The sequence below is a fragment of the Pseudomonas sp. PAMC 29040 genome (assembly GCF_003994535.1).
In the GTDB taxonomy this organism is placed as follows: Bacteria; Pseudomonadota; Gammaproteobacteria; order Pseudomonadales; family Pseudomonadaceae; genus Aquipseudomonas; species Aquipseudomonas paraversuta.
Genome location: NZ_RZAA01000001.1, coordinates 134,837 through 156,390, shown reverse-complemented (window position 1 = coordinate 156,390; position 21,554 = coordinate 134,837). Strand labels below are relative to the sequence as shown.

Genomic DNA, 21,554 nt, shown 5'->3' with positions numbered 1-21,554 from the left:
GCGCGGACAATTTGTCGCAGGGCGTGTTTTTTTGTTAAAGTTACGGAACTAACCGTTTAGTACATAGTTATCTATGACTTCTGCCGGTTGTCTCGCCCTGCTCCATAAGGCACCAGGCGCTGCAAAGGCTTCCCCAGCCACTCTGTAATGGAAACAGCTATACCTAATAGGCTGCTCCCACCTCAATCGCTCATGCATCAGTAGGGTCATGCACCATGAATAATTCTCAACCTTCGGCCTCCGTGAGCCGCTGGCCCGTTTGGGTCGCAGCCCTCGGCGTGCTGGTTTTCGGATTGCTGTTCGTCGCCGGCGGCGGCTATCTCGCCACCCTTGGTGGCAGCCTGTATTTCCTGCTGGCCGGTCTCGGAATGATTGCCGCGTCGGTATTAATGTTCAAACAACGCCTTTCAGGCGTCTGGCTGTTCGCTGCCGTGATGGTTGCGTCGATTGTCTGGGCCCTGCTGGATGCCGGGCTGGTGTTCTGGCCGCTGGTTTCGCGCCTGTTCGCCCTGGCCGTGCTGAGCCTGGTGGTGGCGCTGGCTTACCCTTCTCTGCGCAAGGCCAACGGCCTGAGCGGGAACGGGGGTTACGCGCTGGGCGCGGTGCTGGCAGTGGCCATCGCTGGCGGTTTCTGGGGCATGTTTCTACCCCACGCCACGGTGTCGGCTACCGGCGACGGCCCGGGCCTGACCAAGGTCGACCCGGCTAATGCCCAGAAAGACTGGGCACACTACGGTAATGACGAAGGTGGCGGCCGCTTTGCCGCACTGGACCAGATCAACCGCAGTAACGTTGCCGATCTGGTACCCGCCTGGACTTACCAGACCGGCGACGTGGCGATCAGCGACGGCAATGGCGCAGAAGACCAGCTGACCCCGTTGCAAGTGGGCGACAAGGTGTTTATCTGCACCCCACACAACAACCTCATCGCTCTGGATGCCGATACCGGTAAAGAGCTGTGGAAGAACAACATCGATGCAAAATCGGCTGTCTGGCAACGTTGCCGGGGCCTGGCGTACTTCGATGCCAGCGCACCGGTTGCCCAGCCGACTGATGGCAGCACCCCTGCCGTGCCAGTGGCTGTTGCCCCCGGCGCTGCCTGCCAGCGTCGCCTGCTCACCAACACCATCGATGCGCGCCTGATCGCGGTGGATGCTGACACCGGCAAGTTCTGCCAGGACTTCGGCACCAATGGCCAGGTTGATCTGAAAGCCGGTCTGGGCAATGTGCCTGACTCCTTTTACCAGCTGTCGTCGGCACCGTTGATGGCAGGTACCACAGTGGTGGTTGGCGGCCGGGTTGCCGATAACGTGCAAACCGACATGCCTGGCGGCGTGATCCGCGGCTTTGACGTAATCACCGGCGCCATGCGCTGGGCGTTCGACCCTGGCAATCCGCAAGACAAACAGGCTCCGGCAGAGGGTCAGACCTACGTTCGCAGCACGCCCAACAGCTGGGCGCCGATGTCCTATGACCCGCTGATGAACACCATCTTCTTGCCGATGGGCAGTTCGTCCACCGACATCTACGGTGTTGAACGCACGGCTCTGGACCACAAGTACGGCGCTTCGGTGCTGGCACTCAACGCCTCCACCGGTGATGAAAAGTGGGTCTATCAGACCGTTCATAACGATCTGTGGGACTTCGACTTGCCCATGCAGCCGACCCTGATCGACTTTGCCAAGCCTGACGGCAGCAAGGTCCCGGCGCTGGTGATCGGCACCAAGGCCGGTCAGATTTTTGTTCTGGATCGCCACACCGGCCAGCCGCTGACCAAAGTTGAAGAAGTAGCGGTCAAAGCCTCCAACATTCCGAACGAACCCTACTCGCTGACCCAGCCGAAATCGGTGGGCATGCCGCAGATTGGTGCGCAAAAACTGACCGAGTCGGACATGTGGGGCGCAACCCCGTTCGATCAGATGCTGTGCCGCATTTCGTTCAAGAAAATGCGTTACGACGGCCTGTTTACCGCACCTGGTACCGATGTGTCGCTGAGCTTCCCGGGCTCACTGGGGGGCATGAACTGGGGCGGTCTGTCGACTGATCCGGTGCACGGCTTTATTTTCGTCAACGACATGCGTCTGGGCCTGTGGATCCAGATGGTGCCGCAGAAAAAAGAAGCGGTGGCCAACTCCGGCGGCGAAGCACTGAATACCGGCATGGGCGCAGTACCGCTCAAAGGCACGCCGTATGCAGTGAACAAGAACCGCTTCCTGTCCATCGCCGGCATCCCTTGCCAGGCTCCGCCGTTCGGCACCCTGACTGCCATCGACATGAAGACCCAGAAAATTGCCTGGCAAGTACCGGTCGGCACTGTTCAGGACACTGGCCCGCTGGGGGTCAAGATGCACCTGCCATTGCCAATCGGCATGCCTACCCTGGGCGGTACGCTGTCCACCCAGGGCGGTCTGATTTTCATCGCGGGGACTCAGGACTATTACCTGCGCGCCTTCAACTCGGCCAATGGTGAAGAGGCCTGGAAGGCCCGCTTGCCAGTCGGCAGCCAGGGCGGCCCGATGACCTTTGTGTCGCCTAAAACCGGCAAGCAGTACGTTGTCATCACCGCCAGTGGCGCACGCCAGTCAGCCGATCGCGGTGACTACGTGATCGCTTACGCGTTGCCTGACAAAGAGTAAAACAGCCCTGTAGGGGCGCGCTTGCCCGCGAGTCTTTCGCAACAGCGAAGAACTCGCGAGCAAGTACGCTCCTACAGATTACGCTTTGCTAAGCAGCACCCTGGTCACCCGCCGCTCTTCAACCTCCATCACCCTCAGGTTCCACCCTTCCCAGGTCAGGCTGTCGCCAATCACAGGCAGACGGTCCAGCAAACTCATGACCATTCCAGCCAGTGTTTGATAGTCATCCGTGGCCTTGGCCGGGAAACCGGTGTGCAGGGCTATCTGACTCAGATTCAAGGCGCCGCTCACTAAGTAACCATCCCCTTGGACCACAATGTTCGGGCCTTCGATTTCACTGGCGTCAGGCAACTCGCCGGCAATCGATTCCAGAATATCGGTCATGGTCAGCAGGCCGGTGAAGTCACCGAACTCGTTGATCACGAAAGCGATGTGGGTGGACTCTTTGCGCATCTGCTCCAGAGCATTGAGGATCGAGAAACTGTCCAGCAAGTTGATGGTCTTGCGGGCCATGGCTTCCAGATCGGGTTGATGGCCGGCCAACAACTCTTTCAACAGCTCCTTCTTGTGCACAAAGCCCAATGGCTCATCGATGCGCCCTGCCCTGATCACCGGCAACCTGGAGTAGGACGAATGCATCAGCTTTGCGCGAATACTCTCGGCCGAATCTGCCAGATCGATGTGATCAATCTCCGTGCGCGGGGTCATGACTGTGCGTATGGGCCGCTCCGCCAGTTGCAGAACACCACTGATCATGACCCGCTCGCGACGGTGGAACACCTCTTCGCTGGCGCCGCCTTCCAGCATGTCCGCAATTTCCTCACCGACTTCGTCGGCACTCAGGGTACGCCCGCCCAGCAAACGCATCACGGCATGGGCGGTGCGCTCACGCATCGGGCGCACACCTTGCAGGCTGCGTTTACGTTGCGCGCGGGCAATCTGGTTGAAGACCTCGATCAAGATCGAGAAGCCGATGGCAGCGTACAGATAGCCCTTGGGAATGTGGAAGCCCAGGCCTTCAGCGGTAAGGCTGAAACCGATCATCATCAAAAAGCCCAGACACAGCATGATCACGGTCGGGTGACTGTTGACGAAGCGGGTCAGCGGCTTGCTGGCAATGATCATCAGGCCAATGGAGATCACCACCGCGATCATCATCACGGACAAATGCTCGACCATGCCCACCGCGGTAATCACCGCATCCAGCGAGAACACCGCGTCCAGCACCACAATCTGCGCCACGATCGGCCAGAACATGGCATACACAGCGTTGGATGAACGCTCTGCGACATGCCCCTCGAGCCGTTCATGCAGCTCCATGGTGGCTTTGAACAACAGGAACAGACCACCGAACAGCATGATCAGGTCGCGCCCCGAAAAGGATTTTTCAAACACTTCGAACAGGGGCTCGGTCAGCGTCACCATCCACGAGATGCTGGCCAGCAGGCCCAGGCGCATCAATAGCGCCAGGGTCAGACCAATGACCCGGGCGCGGTCGCGCTGCTCGGGCGGCAACTTGTCCGCCAGGATGGCAATAAACACCAGGTTGTCGATGCCCAGCACCAACTCCAGCACAATCAAGGTCAGCAGGCCTAGCCAGGCCGTAGGATCAGCAATCCATTCCATAATGCTTACGCGCGCTCTTGAGGGGTTGGGGATGATGAGAATGCTGCGCCCGGGTCGATCCTCTGGCAGGCAGTGGCCACAGGAAATTCAGGACAGACAGGCAGGCGCAAGACACGGGATGGACCGGTCAGGCTGGAAACGCTGGAGAGATGAGATAAACGATCAGCAACAGAGGCTGAAAACAAACGGGTTGCTGACAGAAAGCAGCAACTGGGAGGCTCCATCAGGGTGTTCATATAAACCTTTAGTAAATTGGGGATGCAATCCTACAGCGCAATCAGAGTTTTCTGAGTAACAGACTTATTACAAAATTTGACTGAGCTATCAAGAGCGGCCGACGTCGGCAGCAAGGTCTAAAGTAGTTCGCCAATACCATCACAACGGATAAATCACTTATGAGCGTTCTGGTTCGAGCGGCCCGTGCCGAAGATGCAGCGGCCATCAGCAAGGTGGTGATCGCTGCACTTCGCCAGTCCAATGCCCTGGACTACCCGCCCGACGTCATCGCCCGGGTGGAGCAAAGCTTTGCGGCCCCACAGATCCTGGGCTTGATCATCCAGCGTCAAGTCTATGTGGCAATTCTTGATGGGGCCGTGGTCGCAACGGCAAGCCTGGACCAGCAGGTAATTCGCAGTGTATTCGTCGCTCCCGGCCACCAGGGCACGGGAATCGGCAAGCAACTTATGGCCAGAATCGAATCCGTTGCAGGGCAGCACGGCCTGCAAGAGTTAAGGGTGCCCTCTTCAATCACCGCCGAAGGCTTTTACGCCCGCCTGGGTTTTGAAAAAATCCGCGACGAATTCCACGGTGCCGAACGCACCGTCATCATGCTCAAGCACCTGGCACCCTAGCCTGTTGCGCCTGCTCTGCGAACCACTGCAGCACCCGGGAACAGGCCGGGTGTCCGGCGGCCAGGGGCTGTGGGCACAACGAGTAATTGCCGCCGGTTTTCAATGGCTCGCCAAACGGAATCACCAGCACCCCGCGCTGGATCGACTCATCGGCCAGGGTCATGTCTGTCACTGCGACCCCAAGCCCCCGGGCCGCAGCATCCAGTGCCAGCTCATCGAGGTTGAACGGGATGTGACGATAGCTCTCCAGGGGGTTGCCGTGATTGGCTGACAGCCAGTCGATCCACGCCTGCTTGTCGGCCGAACGGTGCAGCAACGGGAAACCTGCCAGGTCATCCATTGACGTCAGCGGCCCCAGATTCGGGGAGCAAACCGGCACCAGTGCCTCATCGAACAGCACCAGACAGGCCGGGTCAGCGCGGGGCTCCGGCAGATAGAGGATGTAGGCATCACTGTCGCTGGCGGGCTCAACGATCTCGGTGGCAACGGTTTCGATCGACAGGGCTATGTCCGGATGCTGCAAGTAGAAGTCACTGAGCTTGGGCAGTAACCAGCGCACGGCCAGGGAGACGTGCATGCGGATACGAAACGGACGCTTTTGCGGTGAAAGCCGGTCTTCCAGCGCCCGCAACTGCGCAAGAATGGTGCGCGCGCTGCCCAGCACCTCTTCGCCTTCAGCCGTCAGGTGCACGCTGCGGCTGTTTCTGGCGAACAGCGCTACACCGAAATGCCCTTCCAGTTGCTGGATCTTGCGACTGACTGCGCTCTGGGTCAGACACAGCGCCTGCGCCGCTAGGGTGAAGCTGCCCGAATCGGCAACTGCAACCAGCGCCTGCAGGCCCTGTAGAGACGGTACGTGGCGAATTGTATCCATGCGTTTTTGGAATCGATCAATGAATTTATAACGTTGGTTATATCACCCTGTTCGTCATAAATTCCAGCTATAGAGGGCGCCACCTGATAACAGCCATGCGATTTGCGCATGTATTCACCCAAGCAGGAGGCGCCGCAACCGTTGAATGAGGTGTTACGTGAAAAATCAATGTGGCTGGATTGCCCTGGCAGGAACCTCCCCGGGCCGCGATCACCTCAAGGGGCCGGAAAAAGCTGACTGGCTGATTATTGGCGCCGGTATCACCGGGCTCAGTGCCGCCCATTCCCTGGCAGAAATGTACCCTGAGGCGCGTATCGTCGTGGTCGATCGGCAGCGCGCAGCCCAGGGGGCCTCAGCGCGCAACTCCGGCTACGCGGTGTCCCACGAAAACCCCGGCGATGATGAGCTGATCGGCCACAGCGGCTTTGCCGGTTTTGAGGTCGACTCTGCAATCGGCTGCGCCGCCGGCGAAGAAGTACGCAAGCGCATCAGCCGCCACGGCATTGAGTGCGAATACCGCGATTCGGGTTACTACTTCGCAGTCAATGATCCCGCCAAGCTGACCCACATCGAAGCCAAGCTCAAAACCCTCAGTGCCGTGGGGGCCTCGGCACAGTTTCTGGAGGGCGGACAACTCGCCCAAAAACTGGGGACCCGTCATTATCGGTCGGCGATCTGGTGCGGTAATGGCAACGCTCTGCTGCAGCCGGCGAAGTACGTCAAAGGCCTGCTGGATGCACTGCCAGCCAATGTCACCGTATTCGAGAACACCGAGATCAGCGGCCTCGAACCCGTGCGCGGTGGCGTGCGTGCCATTGGCACCCAAGGCAGCATCGAGGCCGGACAGGTTCTGGTGTGCCTCAACGCTTTCATTCCGCGCGCCGGGATCGACAACAGCGCCACCTTCCCCATGGAACTCAGCGCCAGCCTGACCCGCCCCCTGACAGACCGGGAATACGCGGCCATCGGCAGCGTCGAGCCCTGGGGCGTACTTTCCACGCGCCCCCTCGGCGCAACCGTACGCCTGACTCCGGACCGCCGGGTGATGATCCGCAACACCGCCGAATACCGTACCAAAGACCTGTCCGACAGCGATTTGATACAGCGGCGCAAACACCACGCGCTGGGCTTGCAACGACGCTTCCCAGGGCTCACCGAACAAGACATTGACTACACCTGGACCGGCCACCTGAGCGCCACACGCAGCGGCCAGCCTTATTTTGCCAAGGTCCAGGAACGGGTGTTTGCCGTCGCCGGCTGCAATGGCTCCGGCGTGGCACGCGGCACCCTGTGGGGCCGGTTGCTGGCGGAAATGGCCAGTGGCGCCAGCTCCCCGCTGTTGCAGTCAGTCATGGACCGGGCACGGCCGGGCTGGCTACCGCCGCGCCCGTTCTTCGACATCGGCGCCGTGTTGCGCATGCGCGTGGAAGCGGTCAGGGCCAGAACCGAAATCTGATGCACTGTGACGAAAAAAATAAAAGCTCCTCGAAAAGGTGATTGAACATGCACATCAACACGATTTCCCTGGCGGTCATGCTGGCCGCGTTTTCGGCAGCCAGCTACGCAGACGAGACAGTCAATATCTCCAACTGGAACGGCTATATCGCGGATGACACCCTGCCCTCGTTTACCAGGCAAACGGGGATCAAGACGACTTACGATATCCACGACAGCAACGAAGTGCTGGAGTCCAAGTTGATGACCGGCAACACCGGTTATGACGTGGTCAGCCCGTCCAACCACTTCCTGTCCCGGCTGATCAAGGCGGGGGCCATACAAAAGCTCGACCGCAGCCAGTTGCCCAACTGGAAAAACCTCGACCCGGTGCTGATGAAAAAGCTCGAGGTGAACGACCCGGGCAACCAGTACGGCTTCCCCTACATGTGGGGTACTGCAGGCATCGGCTATAACGTGGACAAGATCAAGCAGATCTTCGGTACCACCGATGTCACGCAGTCCTGGAGCCTGTTTTTTGATGAAAACAACATCAAGAAGCTGAGCCAGTGCGGCGTCGCAATCATCGACAACCCGACCCAGGTGCTACCTGTCACCCTTAACTATCTAGGCCTGCCGCACCACAGCCATGACCCGCAAGACTACAAGAAAGCCGAACAGGCTCTGCTGAAAATCCGGCCTTACGTTCAGTACTTTCACGCATCGAAGTACATCAGCGATCTGGCCAACGGCAATATCTGTGCAGTGATAGGTTTTAACGGCGATGTGGTGCAGGCTGCCGCCAGTGCCAAGGAAGCCAGGAACGGGATCAACATCGCTTACTCGGTCCCCAGGGAAGGCTCCACCTTGTGGATGGACATGGTGGTCATGCCCAAAAGCGCGCCCCATGAAAAGAACGCCTACACCTACATGAACTACCTGCTCACGCCCCAGGTGATTGCCGATATCAGCAACAACATCCACTACGCCAACCCCAACCTTGCAGCGGATGCCTATCTCTCGTCAGAGGTGAAACAGGACCCGGCCATCTATCCGTCGAAAGAAGTGATAGACACACTGTTCACGGTCGAGGACCTGCCGGCCAAAATTGCCCGGCTCACCACGCGCCTGTGGACCAAGCTGAAGACCAATACCTGAGTCGGCAAGCCCCCTGCAGGAGCGAGTTTGCTCCTGCAGCTTGGGTTTATTCATAACGCTCTTGCGGCTCACCTCGAGACCGAAGACGAATCCCTTCTGTGCTTTTTCGACCCAGCCACCAGCCACGCCAGCATGCCGAATAATGGCACGAAGATAATGACCGCCACCCACATCAGCCGACTGCTTGCAGGGGCTGCGCTTTTAAGCACGCGGCTGATGGTCCAGAACTCGATCAGCAGCAGGATAATGGCCAGTACGACCCAAATTTGCTCGATTTGCATGCATCACCTCCCAGGTTGTAAAGCTTTAGGTGGGGGCATGCCGCGAGGGTTCATTGTTTTTTCAGTGCTGCGGGTCTGGGCGTTGCCAGTCACAACATAAAGCGGTCAGTCACATTGCGCCGCTCATTGTCATCGCGCACGTCATAGCTGACGGTGGTCGCAATGTTGGCGTGGTGGGCCAGTTTTTGCGCAATGGAAACGTCGTACTCTTCGATCACCCGGGTGATGAATGAACGGCGAAAGTCATGGGGCATGATGTCGACCCCGACCTGCCGGCCGCGCTGTTTGGCGATGTAGTAAATCGCATGCTTGGTAAGGCGCTCGCGGGTGATGTGATTGCCGCGACGAATCCGGTTGAACAAGAAGTCGTCGTCACTGGCTCCGTCCGGCAGGTTGTCCCGTCGAAACGCCAGCCACTGCTCGAGCTTTTCAAAGGCCCAGGCCGGAGCGAACTTGATCAGTTCCTTGTTGCCTTTACCCACCACCCGCAGGCTGCGCTCCTCAACATTCACCTGCCACAGGTCCATGTTCACCGATTCCGACTTGCGCATCCCCGAGCCATACAAAATTGCAATGATTGCCGCATCCCTCAAGCCCTGGGGGCGCGGGTCGGCAGCACAGACATCCATCAGTTCACGAATCAGAGTACGGCGTAGATTACGGCCCTTGGTCAGACGCGAACCACCTCCCGCCTTTACCGCACGGATCTTCAACAAATGATCCTGGGTGATCAGGCTTTGCTGCCAGGCCTGATTCATCACGCCGCGGATGGCATTCACGTACAGCGAGGAGGTATTAGGCGCATAGCCATCTGCGCGCAGTGCAGACACCAGCGCGGTGATATGCCCCGGCTGCAGTTGATGCCACGGAAACTCATCGATGGCGACATCCTCAGCCCCCAGGCGATCCGCCGCCTCCTGCAATACATAACGCATGGTCTGACGGCTCGATGGCGCAAGACGCGCAAGGTAAAGCGCAACAGGCGTTTGAACCTGAGTTAATGCAATGGCTGAAACCTGCGTTGCTGCGGGGTCAATAGTCGACAAAACCAATCTCGATACGGGGCTGAAACAGCCCCTAATATAACCCAAACCTATAGATTATCCGTGCAGTTATAGCGTTTAGGTGATGGCAGCACCATCGGGCAGCAGCCGCAGCTACAGCCCGGATGCAACCCGTGCTTTTGAACTTCAATGCCTTACATGGCGTTTGCTGACAGCACACTTCGGCGCCCCACTCTTCGGCTATTGAGTTTTATTATTGTCATATTCAAGCGGTGACTGTTTTAAATACACTTTCCCGTTTCTGAACATTGGCTGTACCGCCCTTACTTGTGCCTGTTTAACCTTGACATGAGTTACCTGACTGAGTAGATTGCGCAGGCCGAATTACTTCGGTCTTTTTTAAACCTCACAAAAGAAGCCAATGGACACAGTATCTAGACGCTGTCCGGTCACCGCGAATGCGGAGCTCCGGGCAATTAACCAAGACATTGACAGGACTCGCCTGCACGGCGGGGTCAATTGCGCTAGAGCCTGACGCTCCAACGTAACGACCTCCCCGGCATCAGTCCGGTCACGAGGTGTGTTATGACCTTTAAAACCTTTGTACTACCTGGCGTCCGCGCCTTTAGCTCGAGCATGCGGGTCAAGCTCTGCCGTGAGCCTGCTTTTGCTCGGCAATCCCCCTTCTCCACTGCCGTTCCCGGCGCAAAACCTGTGCACCGCCAGGTGCATTGGCGGGTCAGCCCCGGCACAGGGCAACTGGAACAGCGCTGGAGCATCAACGAATCCCAGGACCCTCCGTGTTGTGGCCCCGTTCGCCTGCTTGCCCGCGCCCCGAGTTTCTACACAGCCGCTCGCGCCGGATAAGCACGGTTTAATCGAGCGCAGAACCTTCTGCAAAGAAAGTTCTGCCATCGATTAACTTCCGCCTGATAAACATCGTTATCTGACTGCTGTTCTTTATGAACCAGATTGGAAGTTTCCTGTTGCCCGCTGATTAATAGCGCTGTTGTAGCGAAACATACAACTGCACCTAAAACTTATTTAAACCGATCGCCGACTTTCGCACCGGACGACTGCTGTTTGCCTCCAGAAAGGCAAGTCGCATGTATGTCCGAATTAAAACAGGCGACAGGAGCAGCCCCCTATGAGCGCATTGAAAACCCCCAAAGCACTGGATAAAAACAGCGCTGCAGACCGTGCAAAACTGTCCATGCGTGCCGCACGTGAAGCACAGAACGGACTGTCGGCGACCCTGGCGAACGTCAAGGCCTCCACCGACGGCCTGACCCTGCTCGAGGCCTCGAAACGCCTGCAACTGGAGGGTTACAACGAGGTGGCCCACGACAAGCCGCCCCATGCGATCGTGCAGTTCCTGCTGGCACTGCATAACCCTTTCATCTACGTCCTGCTGACCCTGGCGGTGATCAGCTTTTTCACCGACTACTGGATTCCGCTGCGTGACGGTGAAGAAAGCGACCTGACCAAAGTCATCATCATCGGGTTGATGGTCGGCCTCAGCAGCGTGCTGCGGTTCTGGCAGGAGCACCGCTCGGCCAAATCCGCCGAAGCGCTCAAGGCCATGGTCCGCACCACAGCCACCGTACTGCGCCGCGAAAAGGACGGTGCCAGGCCCCGGGTGCTTGAAATCCCGATGCGCAATCTGGTGGCCGGCGATATCGTGCAACTGTCCGCCGGAGACATGATCCCCGCGGACATTCGCCTGATTGAATCCCGCGATCTGTTTATCAGCCAGGCCGTACTCACGGGCGAAGCTTTACCCGTGGAGAAATACGACACCCTGGGAGACGTCACACAAAAGTCCGCCTCCGGCATGGCAGCCGACCAGAGCAACCTGCTGGACCTGCCCAACATCTGCTTCATGGGCACCAACGTAGTAAGCGGTACAGCCCGCGCCGTGGTGGTTGCCACCGGCCCCCGGACCTATTTTGGTTCGCTGGCCAAAGCCATCGTCGGCTCGCGTTCGCAAACGGCATTCGATCGGGGAGTCAACAGCGTCAGCTGGCTGCTGATCCGCTTCATGCTGGTCATGGTGCCCATTGTGTTTTTCCTCAACGGGTTCTCCAAGGGCGACTGGGGCGATGCCTTAATGTTTGCCCTGGCAGTGGCGGTCGGCCTGACCCCGGAAATGCTGCCAATGATTGTCAGCGCCAACCTGGCCAAGGGCGCCACCGCCATGGCCAAACGCAAAGTGGTGGTCAAGCGCCTGAATGCGATCCAGAACCTCGGTTCGATGGATGTGTTGTGCACCGACAAGACCGGCACCCTGACCCAGGATCACATCATCCTTGAGCACCACGTGGACGCCACCGGCAAGCGCGATGAATCGGTATTGGCCCTGGCATGGCTCAACAGCCATCACCAAAGTGGCGTGCGCAACCTGATGGATCAGGCGGTGGTGCAGTTCTCTACACAGGATCCAAAGTTCAAAGTGCCGTTTGCCTACCGCAAGGTCGATGAACTGCCTTTCGACTTCGTCCGCCGACGCCTGACGGTCGTGGTCAAGGACAAACGGGGTGACCACCTGCTGGTATGTAAAGGCGCAGTAGAGGAAATGCTCGCCATCTGCACCCATGTCATGGAAGGCACCGCCAGCGTTGCGCTGGATCCGCTGCGCCGCCAGCAGTTGCTGGAGCTGGCCAGCGGCTACAACGAAGACGGCTTCCGGGTACTGCTGGTTGCCACCCGTGAAATTCCCAAGGCCCAGTCACAAAAGCAATACACCACTGGCGATGAGCGGGATCTGGTCATCCGCGGCTTGCTCACCTTCCTCGACCCGCCAAAAGAAACCGCCGGCCCGGCGATTGCCGCGCTGCAGGCGATAGGGGTAGCGGTAAAAGTACTGACCGGCGATAACGCCACAGTCACCGGTAAAATCTGCCGCCAGGTGGGACTGGAGCCAGGCTCGCCGTTGCTCGGTCCTGAAATAGAGGCCATGGACGACGCCACGCTGCAACTGGAGGTGGAGCAGCGCACGGTGTTCGCCAAGCTCACTCCGCTGCAGAAGTCCCGGGTGCTCAAGGCACTGCAGGCCAATGGTCACACGGTCGGCTTTCTCGGCGACGGGATTAACGATGCCCCGGCCCTGCGCGATGCGGACGTGGGCATTTCGGTGGACAGCGGCACGGACATCGCCAAAGAGTCGGCCGACATCATCCTCCTGGAAAAGAGCCTGATGGTGCTGGAAGAAGGCGTGCTCAAAGGCCGCGAAACCTTCGGCAATATCATGAAGTACCTGAACATGACCGCCAGCTCCAACTTCGGCAACGTGTTCTCGGTACTGGTGGCGAGTGCCTTCATCCCCTTCCTGCCGATGCTGTCGATCCACCTGCTGCTGCAGAACCTGATGTACGACATCTCCCAGCTGGCGCTGCCCTGGGACAAGATGGACAAGGAGTACCTGCAAAAACCGCGCAAGTGGGATGCGAAAAACATCGGCCGGTTCATGATCTGGATCGGGCCGACCTCGTCGATCTTTGACATCACCACCTTTGCCCTGATGTGGTACGTGTTCTCGGCCAACAGCGTGGAAATGCAGACCCTGTTCCAGTCCGGCTGGTTCATCGAGGGCCTGCTCTCGCAAACCCTGGTGGTGCACATGCTGCGCACCCGAAAAATCCCCTTCATCCAGAGCACTGCCGCATGGCCGGTGATCATGATGACCCTGATTGTCATTGTGCTGGGCATCTACGTGCCGTTTTCGCCGCTGGGCACCATGGTCGGCCTTGAGCCTCTGCCGCTGTCGTACTTCCCCTGGCTGGTGGCCACCCTGTTCAGCTACTGCTGCGTTGCACAGTTGATGAAGACCCTCTACATCCGCCGCTTCAAGCAGTGGTTCTGAGCTGAATCTGCGGGCGCCGGTGTGGCGCCCGCAAAACAATGAATGTTTGTTATGTGGAGATTCCTCATGTCGGGAACCACTCTGTTACTCAACCTCGCGGGGGCCATAGCCCTGTTGCTGTGGGGCACCCATATGATTTCAACGGCGCTGCTGCGCGGGTTTGGTACCCAGCTGCGTAACTGGATGGGGCGCAACCTGAACAATCGCTGGATGGCGCTGATTTCCGGAATCGGTATTACTGGCGTACTGCAGAGCAGTACCGCCGTCAGCCTGATGGCAACCTCGTTTACCGCCGCCGGCACCCTGGGCCTGGCGCCAGCCCTGGCCGTGATGCTGGGAGCGAACATCGGTTCGACCCTGGTGGTGCAACTGCTGAGTTTCGACACTTCACTGGCGATGCCGGTGATACTGCTGGTGGGTTTTGTGGTGTTTCGCCTGCGCGATGACTCACGCTTTGAAAGCATCGGCTGCGCGCTGATCGGACTGGGGCTGATGCTCCTGGCCCTGAGTCTGCTCAGCGCCAGCCTGGGTCATATGGAAGCCACGTCGGTGTTCCGCGCGCTCATGCAAAGCCTTGAGGGCGACCTGGTCACTGCGGTGCTGGTCGCAGTCCTGCTGACCTGGATCTGCCACTCCAGCGTGGCAGTGGTGTTGCTCATTGCCTCCATGGCCGGTGCCGACATGATGACCCCGGTGACGGCGCTGGCCTTGATGCTGGGGGCCAACATCGGTGGTGCCTTGCCCTCGGTGTTCAGTGCCGGCTCCCCGGTGGCGCGGCGCCTGCCCGTGGGCAACTTGCTGATTCGTTTGTTCGGCAGCCTGCTGTTGCTGCCGTGCCTGCCACTGATTGCCGCACAGCTGGGCCAAACCGATATCGGCCCGGCCCAGCTGGTGGTGTATCTGCATAGCGCATTCAACATCGCCCTGGCGCTGCTGTTTATCGGGCTGACCGAACCCATGGCGCGCCTGCTGAGCCGGCTGTTTGCCGAGCAGCAGAGCCCGGTGGATCCCGGCATGCCGCAATACCTCGATGAAGCCGGGCTGGAAGTGGCCAATATCGGGCTGTCCAACGCCGTACGTGAAGCCCTGCGCCTGGCGGACATGGCCTCGCTGATGCTCAGCCAGGTGCTGCAACTGTTCGAGAAGCCCGATCAGGCCGCCTTCGCCAAAGTCCGCCAGCTGGATCACTCGGTGGACCTGCTGAGTGCCGCCATTCGTGCCTACCTGGCGGATATAGGCCATGACGGGCTGAGCGATCATGACGCCGACCGCGCCCAGGAAATCCTGATGTTCGTGATCAACCTCGAACATGCCGGCGACATCCTCAACAACCTGGCGCAACTGGCCATCCGCAGAACCCGCCGTGGCGAGCACTTTTCCAGCTTCGAGCTGCGCCATATCCAGGCTATGCACCAGGCCCTGCAGGACAGCCTGAACCTGGCAGTGACCGCCTTCATGGGCGAAGACGTGCTGGCAGCCAACACCCTGGTCAGCCACAAGGACACCGTGCGCAAGCTGGAAGCCAAAGCCAGTCGCGAGCATTTTCGTAAATTGCAGAATGACAAAACGGCCTGGGCCGAGTCCGGGGATATTTTCCAGCGCGTGCTGCGCGACTATCGGCGGGTTCATCACCATATTGCCGCCCTCGGCTACCCGGTGCTGGAGCGCTGCGCAGAACTCAACGGCTTCGTCGACCACAACTCCAGGGACACTGACCCGTGCGCCTCTTGATCTGTGCCGGGCGCCATTACGCCGACACCCTGATGTGCCTGCGCGTTCTGGATGCCTACCAGGCCATCAATGGCGTGAGCGTGCTGATTCACGGCGCCAGTCCGTATCTGGGCAGCGCCGTGGAGGACTGGGCGCGCGAGGCGGGAGTCGATGTGGTGCGCTACCCGCCTAACTGGAAGATGTACGGCAAGCAGGCCGAGCGCCGGCGCAATCAATTCATGCTCACGGACAGTCGCCCGGACGTGGTCATTGCCCTGCCCGGGGGAGATGACACCTGTGCGCTGATCAGCCGGGCCAGAGCGGCCGGCATTCATGTTGTAACGGTTAACAACTGACCTTTATCGATTCCACTCAGGAGTTTTACCCATGACTGAAGTATCCCGTTCAGCAGCCGTTCGCCATTGGGTCGGCGCTTCGATGAGCATCGCCCTGACCCTTGGCCTGGTCTCCAAAACCTGTGCATCCGGTGGTTCATACGTGGTCGACGACGGCGCAATCAACAGCCCCGGCGAATGCAACATCGACGCCTGGTTCACCAGCAACCGTCACCACAGCGCCACCCACAACGCAGTCATTTCCCAGGGCTGTACTTCACACAACCTGCCCTGGCTGCAATGGGGAGGCGCCATAGAGCAAGGTCACAGCAACGACGGCACCGCCCGACAGTTGAGCCCGCAACTCAAGGCGCAGCTGTATTCAAGTCTGGACCAGAGCCTGGAACTGGCGCTATCGGGCGAGGCCCGCTTTGCGCTGAACCGGGCCCACAGTTATGACGGCACCGACCTCAACCTGCCGCTCACCTGGCAACCTTTCGCGCCTCTGCGACTCAATCTCAACGGCGGCTGGAGCCATGCCTGGAACGACGGCAAGCAGAGCCACCGACTGACCTGGGGTAGCGGCTTTGAATATGCCGTTACCAACTCGCTGACCCTGATTGGCGAACGCTACGGCGAAGAAGGCGGCGAGCAGTCCTGGCAGACAGGTCCCAGGTTCCACATAGGCTCTGCCGTGGATCTGGACCTGGTGCTCGGTCGCACCCTGAACCGCGACCGCGACCGCTGGCTGACCACCGGGGCTACCCTGCGCTTCTGAGGCTCAGCCGCTAAAACCCCCGGGCCAACAGAATGGCCACCCCCAACAGCATGATGGCTGTGGCCCGTTGCAACAGAACTTGTCGCGACGGGCTTTGCAGCACCCGCCGCACCCGCTGGCCGAAGTAGCAATACAGGCAGCCGCTGGTGAACTGCAACAGCAAGAACACCAGCCCCAGTACCGCCAGATCCAGCGCCCGGGTGGCACTGCCCTGCCCGGCAAACTGCGGGAACACGGCACTGAACATGACAATGGTTTTGGGGTTGGCAAAGCCGGTGAGCAGCCCCTTGGCGAAACGCCCCCTGAAGCTGCTGTCCAGGGACTCGGCAGGACGCTCCAGCAACAGTGCGCGACTGTTCCATTGCCGATAGGCCAGATACAGCAAATAGGCCACGCCGATACATTGAATGACGCGACTGATCAGGGGATTGCCCTTGACCAGTTCGGCAAATCCGACGGCAAAAATCAGGATCGACACCAGATACGCTGCGCTGGCGCCAAGCTGCACCGGCATTGAGCGCTTCAAGCCTTGCTGCATGCCGAAGCCCATCAACAGTAAGGTCATGGGCCCGGGACTAAAGGTCATGGTGGCGCAGAAAAACAGAAAGTAGAGGAAGGACGCGAGTGTCAGTTGTGTGGCCATTATCTTTATCAGATCCCGAAACCATTGCTCGAACACCTGCGAGCGGTTCCGCAGTTTAGGTGGCGCAGCCCGGCATGGGCAGATCAAGCCCCGACCAACTTGACCGTACTTTACTGGTAGCATGACCGGTAAAGTACGAGGTCATTGATGCCTATCCCCACGATTGAATTCCAGCCCGGCACTCCCAAAGTCCAGCAGATTGTCGAAGCCATGAACCAGGCCATTACCCAAGGTCGCCTGAACCCGGGGGCCAGACTGCCCTCCGCCAGGGAAATGGCCCTGAGCTGGGGCGTCAGTAAATTCACCCTGATTGAGGCTCTCGATCGCTTGCGTGGACAGGGCCGGATCACTTCAAGCCAGGGCCTTGGCTACTTTGTCGCGGCCAGGGCTGCGGCTGCAGAACGGGCGAGCGCGCTTGATCTGTTACCGCAAGACCTGACCAGTGTCCTGCGCCGCTCATTGACCGGCGCCAGCGGCGCCATGCGCCCCGGCAGCGGTCATCTGCCTGAAAGCTGGCTGGAGCCCAGCGCCATGCGTACCCACCTGCGCCAGCTCAGCCGCTCGCCGGGGCTGCGCCTCACCGGCTATGGCGATCCGGCGGGTTACCTGCCATTGCGTCTGGCACTCCAGCAAAAACTGCTGGGCCAGGGCCTGGACGTTGCCGTCGAGCAGATCATCACCACCGCCAACACCGTGCAGGCACTGGACATGTTGTTGCGCTTGCGGGTGCGTCCCGGCGATACGGTGCTGCTGGACATGCCCTGCTACTTCAACTTCCACGCCAATCTGGCGTTGCACGGGGCACGGGTCGTGACCCTTGAGCGCACTCCCCAGGGGCTGGATCTGCAAGCGCTGGAGCAGCTGTTTGAACAGCACCGGCCGAGCCTGTATCTGACCACAGGCCTGCTGCATAACCCCACCGGCCATTCCTTTTCTCCGGCCCAGGCCTACGGCTTGCTGGAGCTGGCCAAGCGTCATGACTGCCATATCATCGAGGACGATCTGTACGGCGACTGGCACCCGGACCCGCCTCCGCGGCTCGCGGCCCTGGCCGGGATCGAACACGTCACCTACCTCAGCGGTTTTTCCAAAACCCTGAGTGCCAATCTGCGGGTGAGCTATGTGGTGACCTCGGCGCAGGCAGCCGCCAACCTGACCCATCTGAAACTGATGTGCGGCGGTATCACCTCGGAAATGTTCGAACAGGTCGTCTGTTCGATGCTCACTGACGGCACCTATCACAAACACCGCAAGCGGGTGATGCAAGGTCTGCTGACCAGCGGTGCGCGGGTGGCCAGCTGGTTGCAAGGCCTGGGGTTCACCCTCAATGCACCTTACACCGGGGGCCTGTATATCTGGGCCACGCTCCCCGCCGCACGGGACGCCGCAACCCTGGCCCAGGAGGCGCTCGCCCGGGATCTGGTGCTGGCGCCGGGCATCCTGTTCGGCTTTGACCCCGCACTGCGCCACTGCATGCGTTTTAACGTGGCCCACACCGACAAGCCCGAGGTGATGGCTGCCTTGGCAGCGCTGCTGGATTAGCCCGGGGCCATTGCTTCCCTATGCCACACCGAGTGAGCTATAAGTCAGGCCGGACATAAAACTGTCCCGCCCACCGATGGGCGCGGGCAGCCAAAGAGCTAACAATCAGCCACCGGAAGACCTTCATGTCGATTTTTGAGCAAGGCCTTGAGCCCAATGCTGTCAACCATATTGCCCTGTCGCCGTTGAGCTTTATCGAACGCACAGCCAGTGTCTACCCGGACTACCCCGCCGTGATCCACGGCTCGATTCGCCGCACCTGGCTGCAGACTTACCAGCGCTGCCGGCGTCTGGCCAGTGCGCTGGCCGCTCGCGGGATTGGCAAGGGCGATACCGTGGCGGTGATGTTGCCCAATATCCCGGCCATGCTCGAAGCCCACTTTGCGGTGCCCATGCTCGGCGCAGTGCTCAATGCACTTAACGTACGCCTCGACGCCGAAGCCATTGCCTTCATGCTGGCCCACGGCGAAGCCAGGGTGTTGATTGCCGACCGTGAATTCCATGCCGTGATCCATGCTGCCGTGGCCATGCTTGATCATCCACCGCTGATCATCGACGTGGATGACCCGCAATACGGCGAAGGCCAGCCGGTCAGCACACTGGATTACGAGGCGCTGCTGACCGAGGGCGACCCTGACTACCCGTGGCAATGGCCGGCAGATGAGTGGCAGGCGATCGCGCTCAACTACACCTCCGGCACCACGGGCAACCCCAAAGGCGTGGTCTATCACCACCGCGGGGCCTACCTTAACTCCCTGGGCAACCAGATGGTCTGGGCCATCGGCAATCACCCGGTGTATCTATGGACCTTGCCGATGTTCCACTGCAACGGCTGGTGCTACCCGTGGATCATCACGGCCCTGGCCGGCGTGCACGTGTTCCTGCGCCGGGTTGATCCGCAACGAATTCTCAGTCTGATCCAGGAGCATCAGGTCACCCATATGTGCGGCGCGCCGATTGTGCTCAATGCCCTGACCAACCTGCCGCTATCCGCCAGGGTTGCCATCGATCATCCGGTGAGTGTGATGGTCGCGGGTGCAGCACCACCGGCCCAAGTGATAGGTGCGGTGGAAGAAATGGGCATCAAAGTCACCCACGTGTATGGCCTGACCGAAGTCTATGGCCCGGTGACCATTTGCGCCTGGCATGAGCAATGGGATGCCCGGCCACTGGCCGAGCGTGCGCAGATCAAATCCCGCCAGGGGGTACGCTATCCGACGCTGGAAGGGGTAATGGTTGCCGATCCGAAAACCCTGGTACCGACCCCGCGGGACGGAGAAACCATGGGTGAGATATTCATGCGTGGCAACACCGTTATGAAGGGTTACCTGAAGAACCCCAGTGCCACGGCGCAAGCCTTTGAGGGGGGCTGGTTCCATACCGGGGATTTGGCCGTGTGCCACCCGGATGGCTACATGGAGATTCGTGACCGGCTCAAAGACATCATCATTTCGGGTGGCGAAAACATCTCGACCATCGAAGTTGAAGGCGTGCTTTATCGTCATCCCGGGGTACTGGAAGCGGCGGTGGTCGCCCGCCCGGATGAAAAGTGGGGCGAAACGCCCTGTGCCTTTATCACCCTCAAGGATGACCACCAGCAGGTGCTCGAGCTGGATATCATTGCTTTTTGTCGCCAGCACCTGGCGGGATTCAAAGTGCCGCGCACGGTAGTGTTTACCCTGCTGCCCAAGACCTCGACCGGCAAGGTCCAGAAATACCTGTTACGCGACATGGCCAAGGCCCTGTAGTCGCTGCCGAGGAACTTAACAAGCTTGCACAAGCCCGACATGAAAACGGCGGCCTGTTCAGGGCCGCCGCTTGATGCTGCTGTGTTGATCCCTGTCTCAGATACTCAACTCGTCCAGCAACAGCACTTCACGATGCTCGATCAAGTCAGCAACAGCTTTGCCCATCGCCAGGTAATGCGCTGTGGTTTTGTGGTGCTCAATGGCCGCCATGTCCTTCCAGCCTTCGATGAATACAAAACGCTCGGGATTGGAGCGGTCTACATGCAGGTCATAGAAAAGACAACCGGCTTCAGCCCGTGATCCGGCCACACATGCACTCAGCGCCTGTTTAACAGCCGGCCCATGACCAGGCTTGGCACTTAAGGTGGCAACAATTTTGATAATTCTGGACATATACGATTCCTGCAGCTTGCGGTGACTTAAACGTTCAGTAGTTGGACAATTTTGTCTTTGATCTGGAGCCTTTGCTCCTTGAGTTTCTTCAAGACCTCATCCGGGACACCAATGGCCTCCCCGGCCTCCGCTTCAATGACCTCGGCATCCTTCTCGCCATATTGCACAAACAACTGGTTCAGATGAGCGTTTTCGCTGCGACACTTGCTGACAGCCTCTTTAGTGAGTCCCAAGTCTTGCAACAAATCGTGTTTGACTGGCATATCTGCACCTCTTAGACGTTTCGGTGACGATTCCAGACTCTTTAAATGAGTCCGCTCAAGGGGCTCAAGCCAACACCCCCACCTAAGCAATAGCACGCAACAGGTCACCGAGAAAGCCAGGCGCACACATAAGCGTCTTCGCCTGCGTACAGACGGCTGAATTCCACGCCCGCAAACCCGCTTTAAACGCGACCCCTCAAGGCGCCAATTAAATGCCGACGGAAAAATAGGCGGTATTTTTTTGACGACATGTGACTGGAATCATAGTCTCGGATGATTTTTCAGTGATACGATGCGCATCTGCCTACATGCTCTAATTTTAACTACTACTCTTCCAGAGCATTGCTTACAACCAACAAACAGGTGTATTTCGCATCGGGCACCGCTATATAAAATGTCGATCAACATTTGATTGG

The 21,554-nt window shown here is 59.2% G+C and carries 17 protein-coding genes; 10 read left to right on the top strand and 7 right to left on the bottom strand.

All coding sequences use genetic code 11. The features are described 5' to 3' along the window. The first annotated feature begins 215 nt into the window (after positions 1–215). Entirely contained in the window at positions 216–2,636 is a 2,421-nt protein-coding gene (locus WG29040_RS00700) for a glucose/quinate/shikimate family membrane-bound PQQ-dependent dehydrogenase (RefSeq protein ID WP_127195375.1), read from the top strand. 78 nt (positions 2,637–2,714) lie between these two features. Here the strand turns inward: WG29040_RS00700 and WG29040_RS00695 are convergent, their stop codons facing one another. Next, on the bottom strand, positions 2,715–4,262 hold the full coding sequence (locus WG29040_RS00695; protein ID WP_003445648.1) for a TerC family protein: 1,548 nt from the start codon (positions 4,260–4,262) through the stop codon (positions 2,715–2,717). A gap of 395 nt (positions 4,263–4,657) precedes the next feature. On the opposite strand from WG29040_RS00695, the gene WG29040_RS00690 reads away from it, so the two are divergent. After that, positions 4,658–5,113 (top strand): GNAT family N-acetyltransferase, encoded by a 456-nt coding sequence (locus tag WG29040_RS00690; RefSeq protein ID WP_003445651.1) that lies wholly within the window; start codon positions 4,658–4,660, stop codon positions 5,111–5,113. On the opposite strand, the gene WG29040_RS00685 is transcribed toward WG29040_RS00690, so the two are convergent. Further along, the gene (locus WG29040_RS00685) at positions 5,094–5,987 is read right to left on the bottom strand and encodes a LysR substrate-binding domain-containing protein (protein ID WP_127195374.1); all 894 of its coding nucleotides are present in this window, start codon (positions 5,985–5,987) and stop codon (positions 5,094–5,096) included. The genes WG29040_RS00690 and WG29040_RS00685 overlap by 20 nt on opposite strands. Positions 5,988–6,144: 157 nt before the next feature. On the opposite strand from WG29040_RS00685, the gene WG29040_RS00680 reads away from it, so the two are divergent. Both WG29040_RS00680 and WG29040_RS00675 read left to right on the top strand, forming a co-directional pair. After that, complete coding sequence (locus WG29040_RS00680) at positions 6,145–7,443, top strand: FAD-binding oxidoreductase (RefSeq protein WP_127195373.1); 1,299 nt, start codon at positions 6,145–6,147, stop codon at positions 7,441–7,443. Positions 7,444–7,490: 47 nt separating this feature from the next. Beyond that, on the top strand, positions 7,491–8,579 hold the full coding sequence (locus WG29040_RS00675) for a polyamine ABC transporter substrate-binding protein (RefSeq protein ID WP_003445659.1): 1,089 nt from the start codon (positions 7,491–7,493) through the stop codon (positions 8,577–8,579). Positions 8,580–8,647: 68 nt separating this feature from the next. Here the strand turns inward: WG29040_RS00675 and WG29040_RS00670 are convergent, their stop codons facing one another. Next, entirely contained in the window at positions 8,648–8,860 is a 213-nt protein-coding gene (locus WG29040_RS00670; protein WP_003445661.1) for a PLD nuclease N-terminal domain-containing protein, read from the bottom strand. An 89-nt stretch (positions 8,861–8,949) separates the two neighbouring features. Next, a complete protein-coding gene (gene xerC / locus WG29040_RS00665) occupies positions 8,950–9,795 on the bottom strand; it encodes a tyrosine recombinase XerC (RefSeq protein WP_003445663.1) in 846 nt (281 codons plus the stop codon). A gap of 1,216 nt (positions 9,796–11,011) precedes the next feature. Between xerC and mgtA the strand changes: the two genes are divergently transcribed. The 4 genes from mgtA to WG29040_RS00640 all read left to right on the top strand — a co-directional run bounded on the left by mgtA (position 11,012) and on the right by WG29040_RS00640 (position 16,549). Further along, complete coding sequence (gene mgtA / locus WG29040_RS00655; RefSeq protein ID WP_127195372.1) at positions 11,012–13,726, top strand: magnesium-translocating P-type ATPase; 2,715 nt, start codon at positions 11,012–11,014, stop codon at positions 13,724–13,726. 66 nt (positions 13,727–13,792) lie between these two features. Next, positions 13,793–15,457, top strand: coding sequence for a Na/Pi cotransporter family protein (locus WG29040_RS00650; RefSeq protein WP_127195371.1), 1,665 nt, complete (start codon positions 13,793–13,795; stop codon positions 15,455–15,457). Beyond that, positions 15,445–15,792, top strand: a complete 348-nt coding sequence (locus tag WG29040_RS00645; protein WP_127195370.1) for a DUF2493 domain-containing protein — start codon at positions 15,445–15,447, stop codon at positions 15,790–15,792. The genes WG29040_RS00650 and WG29040_RS00645 overlap by 13 nt, the downstream gene beginning before the upstream one ends. Before the next feature lie 31 nt (positions 15,793–15,823). Then, on the top strand, positions 15,824–16,549 hold the full coding sequence (locus WG29040_RS00640; protein ID WP_127195369.1) for a hypothetical protein: 726 nt from the start codon (positions 15,824–15,826) through the stop codon (positions 16,547–16,549). A gap of 10 nt (positions 16,550–16,559) precedes the next feature. Here WG29040_RS00640 and WG29040_RS00635 read toward each other — a convergent pair whose 3' ends face one another. After that, positions 16,560–17,192 carry a LysE family translocator gene (locus WG29040_RS00635; RefSeq protein WP_127195368.1) on the bottom strand — a complete coding sequence of 211 codons (633 nt, stop codon included), beginning with the start codon at positions 17,190–17,192 and terminating at the stop codon, positions 16,560–16,562. 147 nt (positions 17,193–17,339) lie between these two features. Here WG29040_RS00635 and WG29040_RS00630 point away from each other — a divergent pair, with 147 nt between their 5' ends. Both WG29040_RS00630 and WG29040_RS00625 read left to right on the top strand, forming a co-directional pair. Continuing rightward, positions 17,340–18,734 carry a PLP-dependent aminotransferase family protein gene (locus WG29040_RS00630; protein WP_003445671.1) on the top strand — a complete coding sequence of 465 codons (1,395 nt, stop codon included), beginning with the start codon at positions 17,340–17,342 and terminating at the stop codon, positions 18,732–18,734. A 125-nt stretch (positions 18,735–18,859) separates the two neighbouring features. Beyond that, positions 18,860–20,482, top strand: coding sequence for an acyl-CoA synthetase (locus tag WG29040_RS00625; RefSeq protein WP_010657026.1), 1,623 nt, complete (start codon positions 18,860–18,862; stop codon positions 20,480–20,482). A 96-nt stretch (positions 20,483–20,578) separates the two neighbouring features. Here WG29040_RS00625 and WG29040_RS00620 read toward each other — a convergent pair whose 3' ends face one another. Together WG29040_RS00620 and WG29040_RS00615 are read right to left on the bottom strand one after the other, a co-directional pair. Next, a complete protein-coding gene (locus tag WG29040_RS00620) occupies positions 20,579–20,875 on the bottom strand; it encodes a putative quinol monooxygenase (RefSeq protein WP_003445673.1) in 297 nt (98 codons plus the stop codon). Between the two features lie 26 nt (positions 20,876–20,901). Continuing rightward, positions 20,902–21,138: a YdcH family protein gene (locus WG29040_RS00615; RefSeq protein WP_010657027.1), complete on the bottom strand. Its 237-nt coding sequence runs from the start codon at positions 21,136–21,138 to the stop codon at positions 20,902–20,904. Positions 21,139–21,554: the final 416 nt, after the last annotated feature.

Coding starts and splice junctions, on each gene's coding strand:
- WG29040_RS00700 (WP_127195375.1), top strand. CDS start 216: ATGAATAATTCTCAACCTTCGGCCTCCGTGAGCCGCTGGCCCGTTTGG.
- WG29040_RS00695 (WP_003445648.1), bottom strand. CDS start 4,262: ATGGAATGGATTGCTGATCCTACGGCCTGGCTAGGCCTGCTGACCTTG.
- WG29040_RS00690 (WP_003445651.1), top strand. CDS start 4,658: ATGAGCGTTCTGGTTCGAGCGGCCCGTGCCGAAGATGCAGCGGCCATC.
- WG29040_RS00685 (WP_127195374.1), bottom strand. CDS start 5,987: ATGGATACAATTCGCCACGTACCGTCTCTACAGGGCCTGCAGGCGCTG.
- WG29040_RS00675 (WP_003445659.1), top strand. CDS start 7,491: ATGCACATCAACACGATTTCCCTGGCGGTCATGCTGGCCGCGTTTTCG.
- WG29040_RS00670 (WP_003445661.1), bottom strand. CDS start 8,860: ATGCAAATCGAGCAAATTTGGGTCGTACTGGCCATTATCCTGCTGCTG.
- xerC (WP_003445663.1), bottom strand. CDS start 9,795: ATGCGTTATGTATTGCAGGAGGCGGCGGATCGCCTGGGGGCTGAGGAT.
- mgtA (WP_127195372.1), top strand. CDS start 11,012: ATGAGCGCATTGAAAACCCCCAAAGCACTGGATAAAAACAGCGCTGCA.
- WG29040_RS00650 (WP_127195371.1), top strand. CDS start 13,793: ATGTCGGGAACCACTCTGTTACTCAACCTCGCGGGGGCCATAGCCCTG.
- WG29040_RS00640 (WP_127195369.1), top strand. CDS start 15,824: ATGACTGAAGTATCCCGTTCAGCAGCCGTTCGCCATTGGGTCGGCGCT.
- WG29040_RS00635 (WP_127195368.1), bottom strand. CDS start 17,192: ATGGCCACACAACTGACACTCGCGTCCTTCCTCTACTTTCTGTTTTTC.
- WG29040_RS00630 (WP_003445671.1), top strand. CDS start 17,340: ATGCCTATCCCCACGATTGAATTCCAGCCCGGCACTCCCAAAGTCCAG.
- WG29040_RS00625 (WP_010657026.1), top strand. CDS start 18,860: ATGTCGATTTTTGAGCAAGGCCTTGAGCCCAATGCTGTCAACCATATT.
- WG29040_RS00620 (WP_003445673.1), bottom strand. CDS start 20,875: ATGTCCAGAATTATCAAAATTGTTGCCACCTTAAGTGCCAAGCCTGGT.
- WG29040_RS00615 (WP_010657027.1), bottom strand. CDS start 21,138: ATGCCAGTCAAACACGATTTGTTGCAAGACTTGGGACTCACTAAAGAG.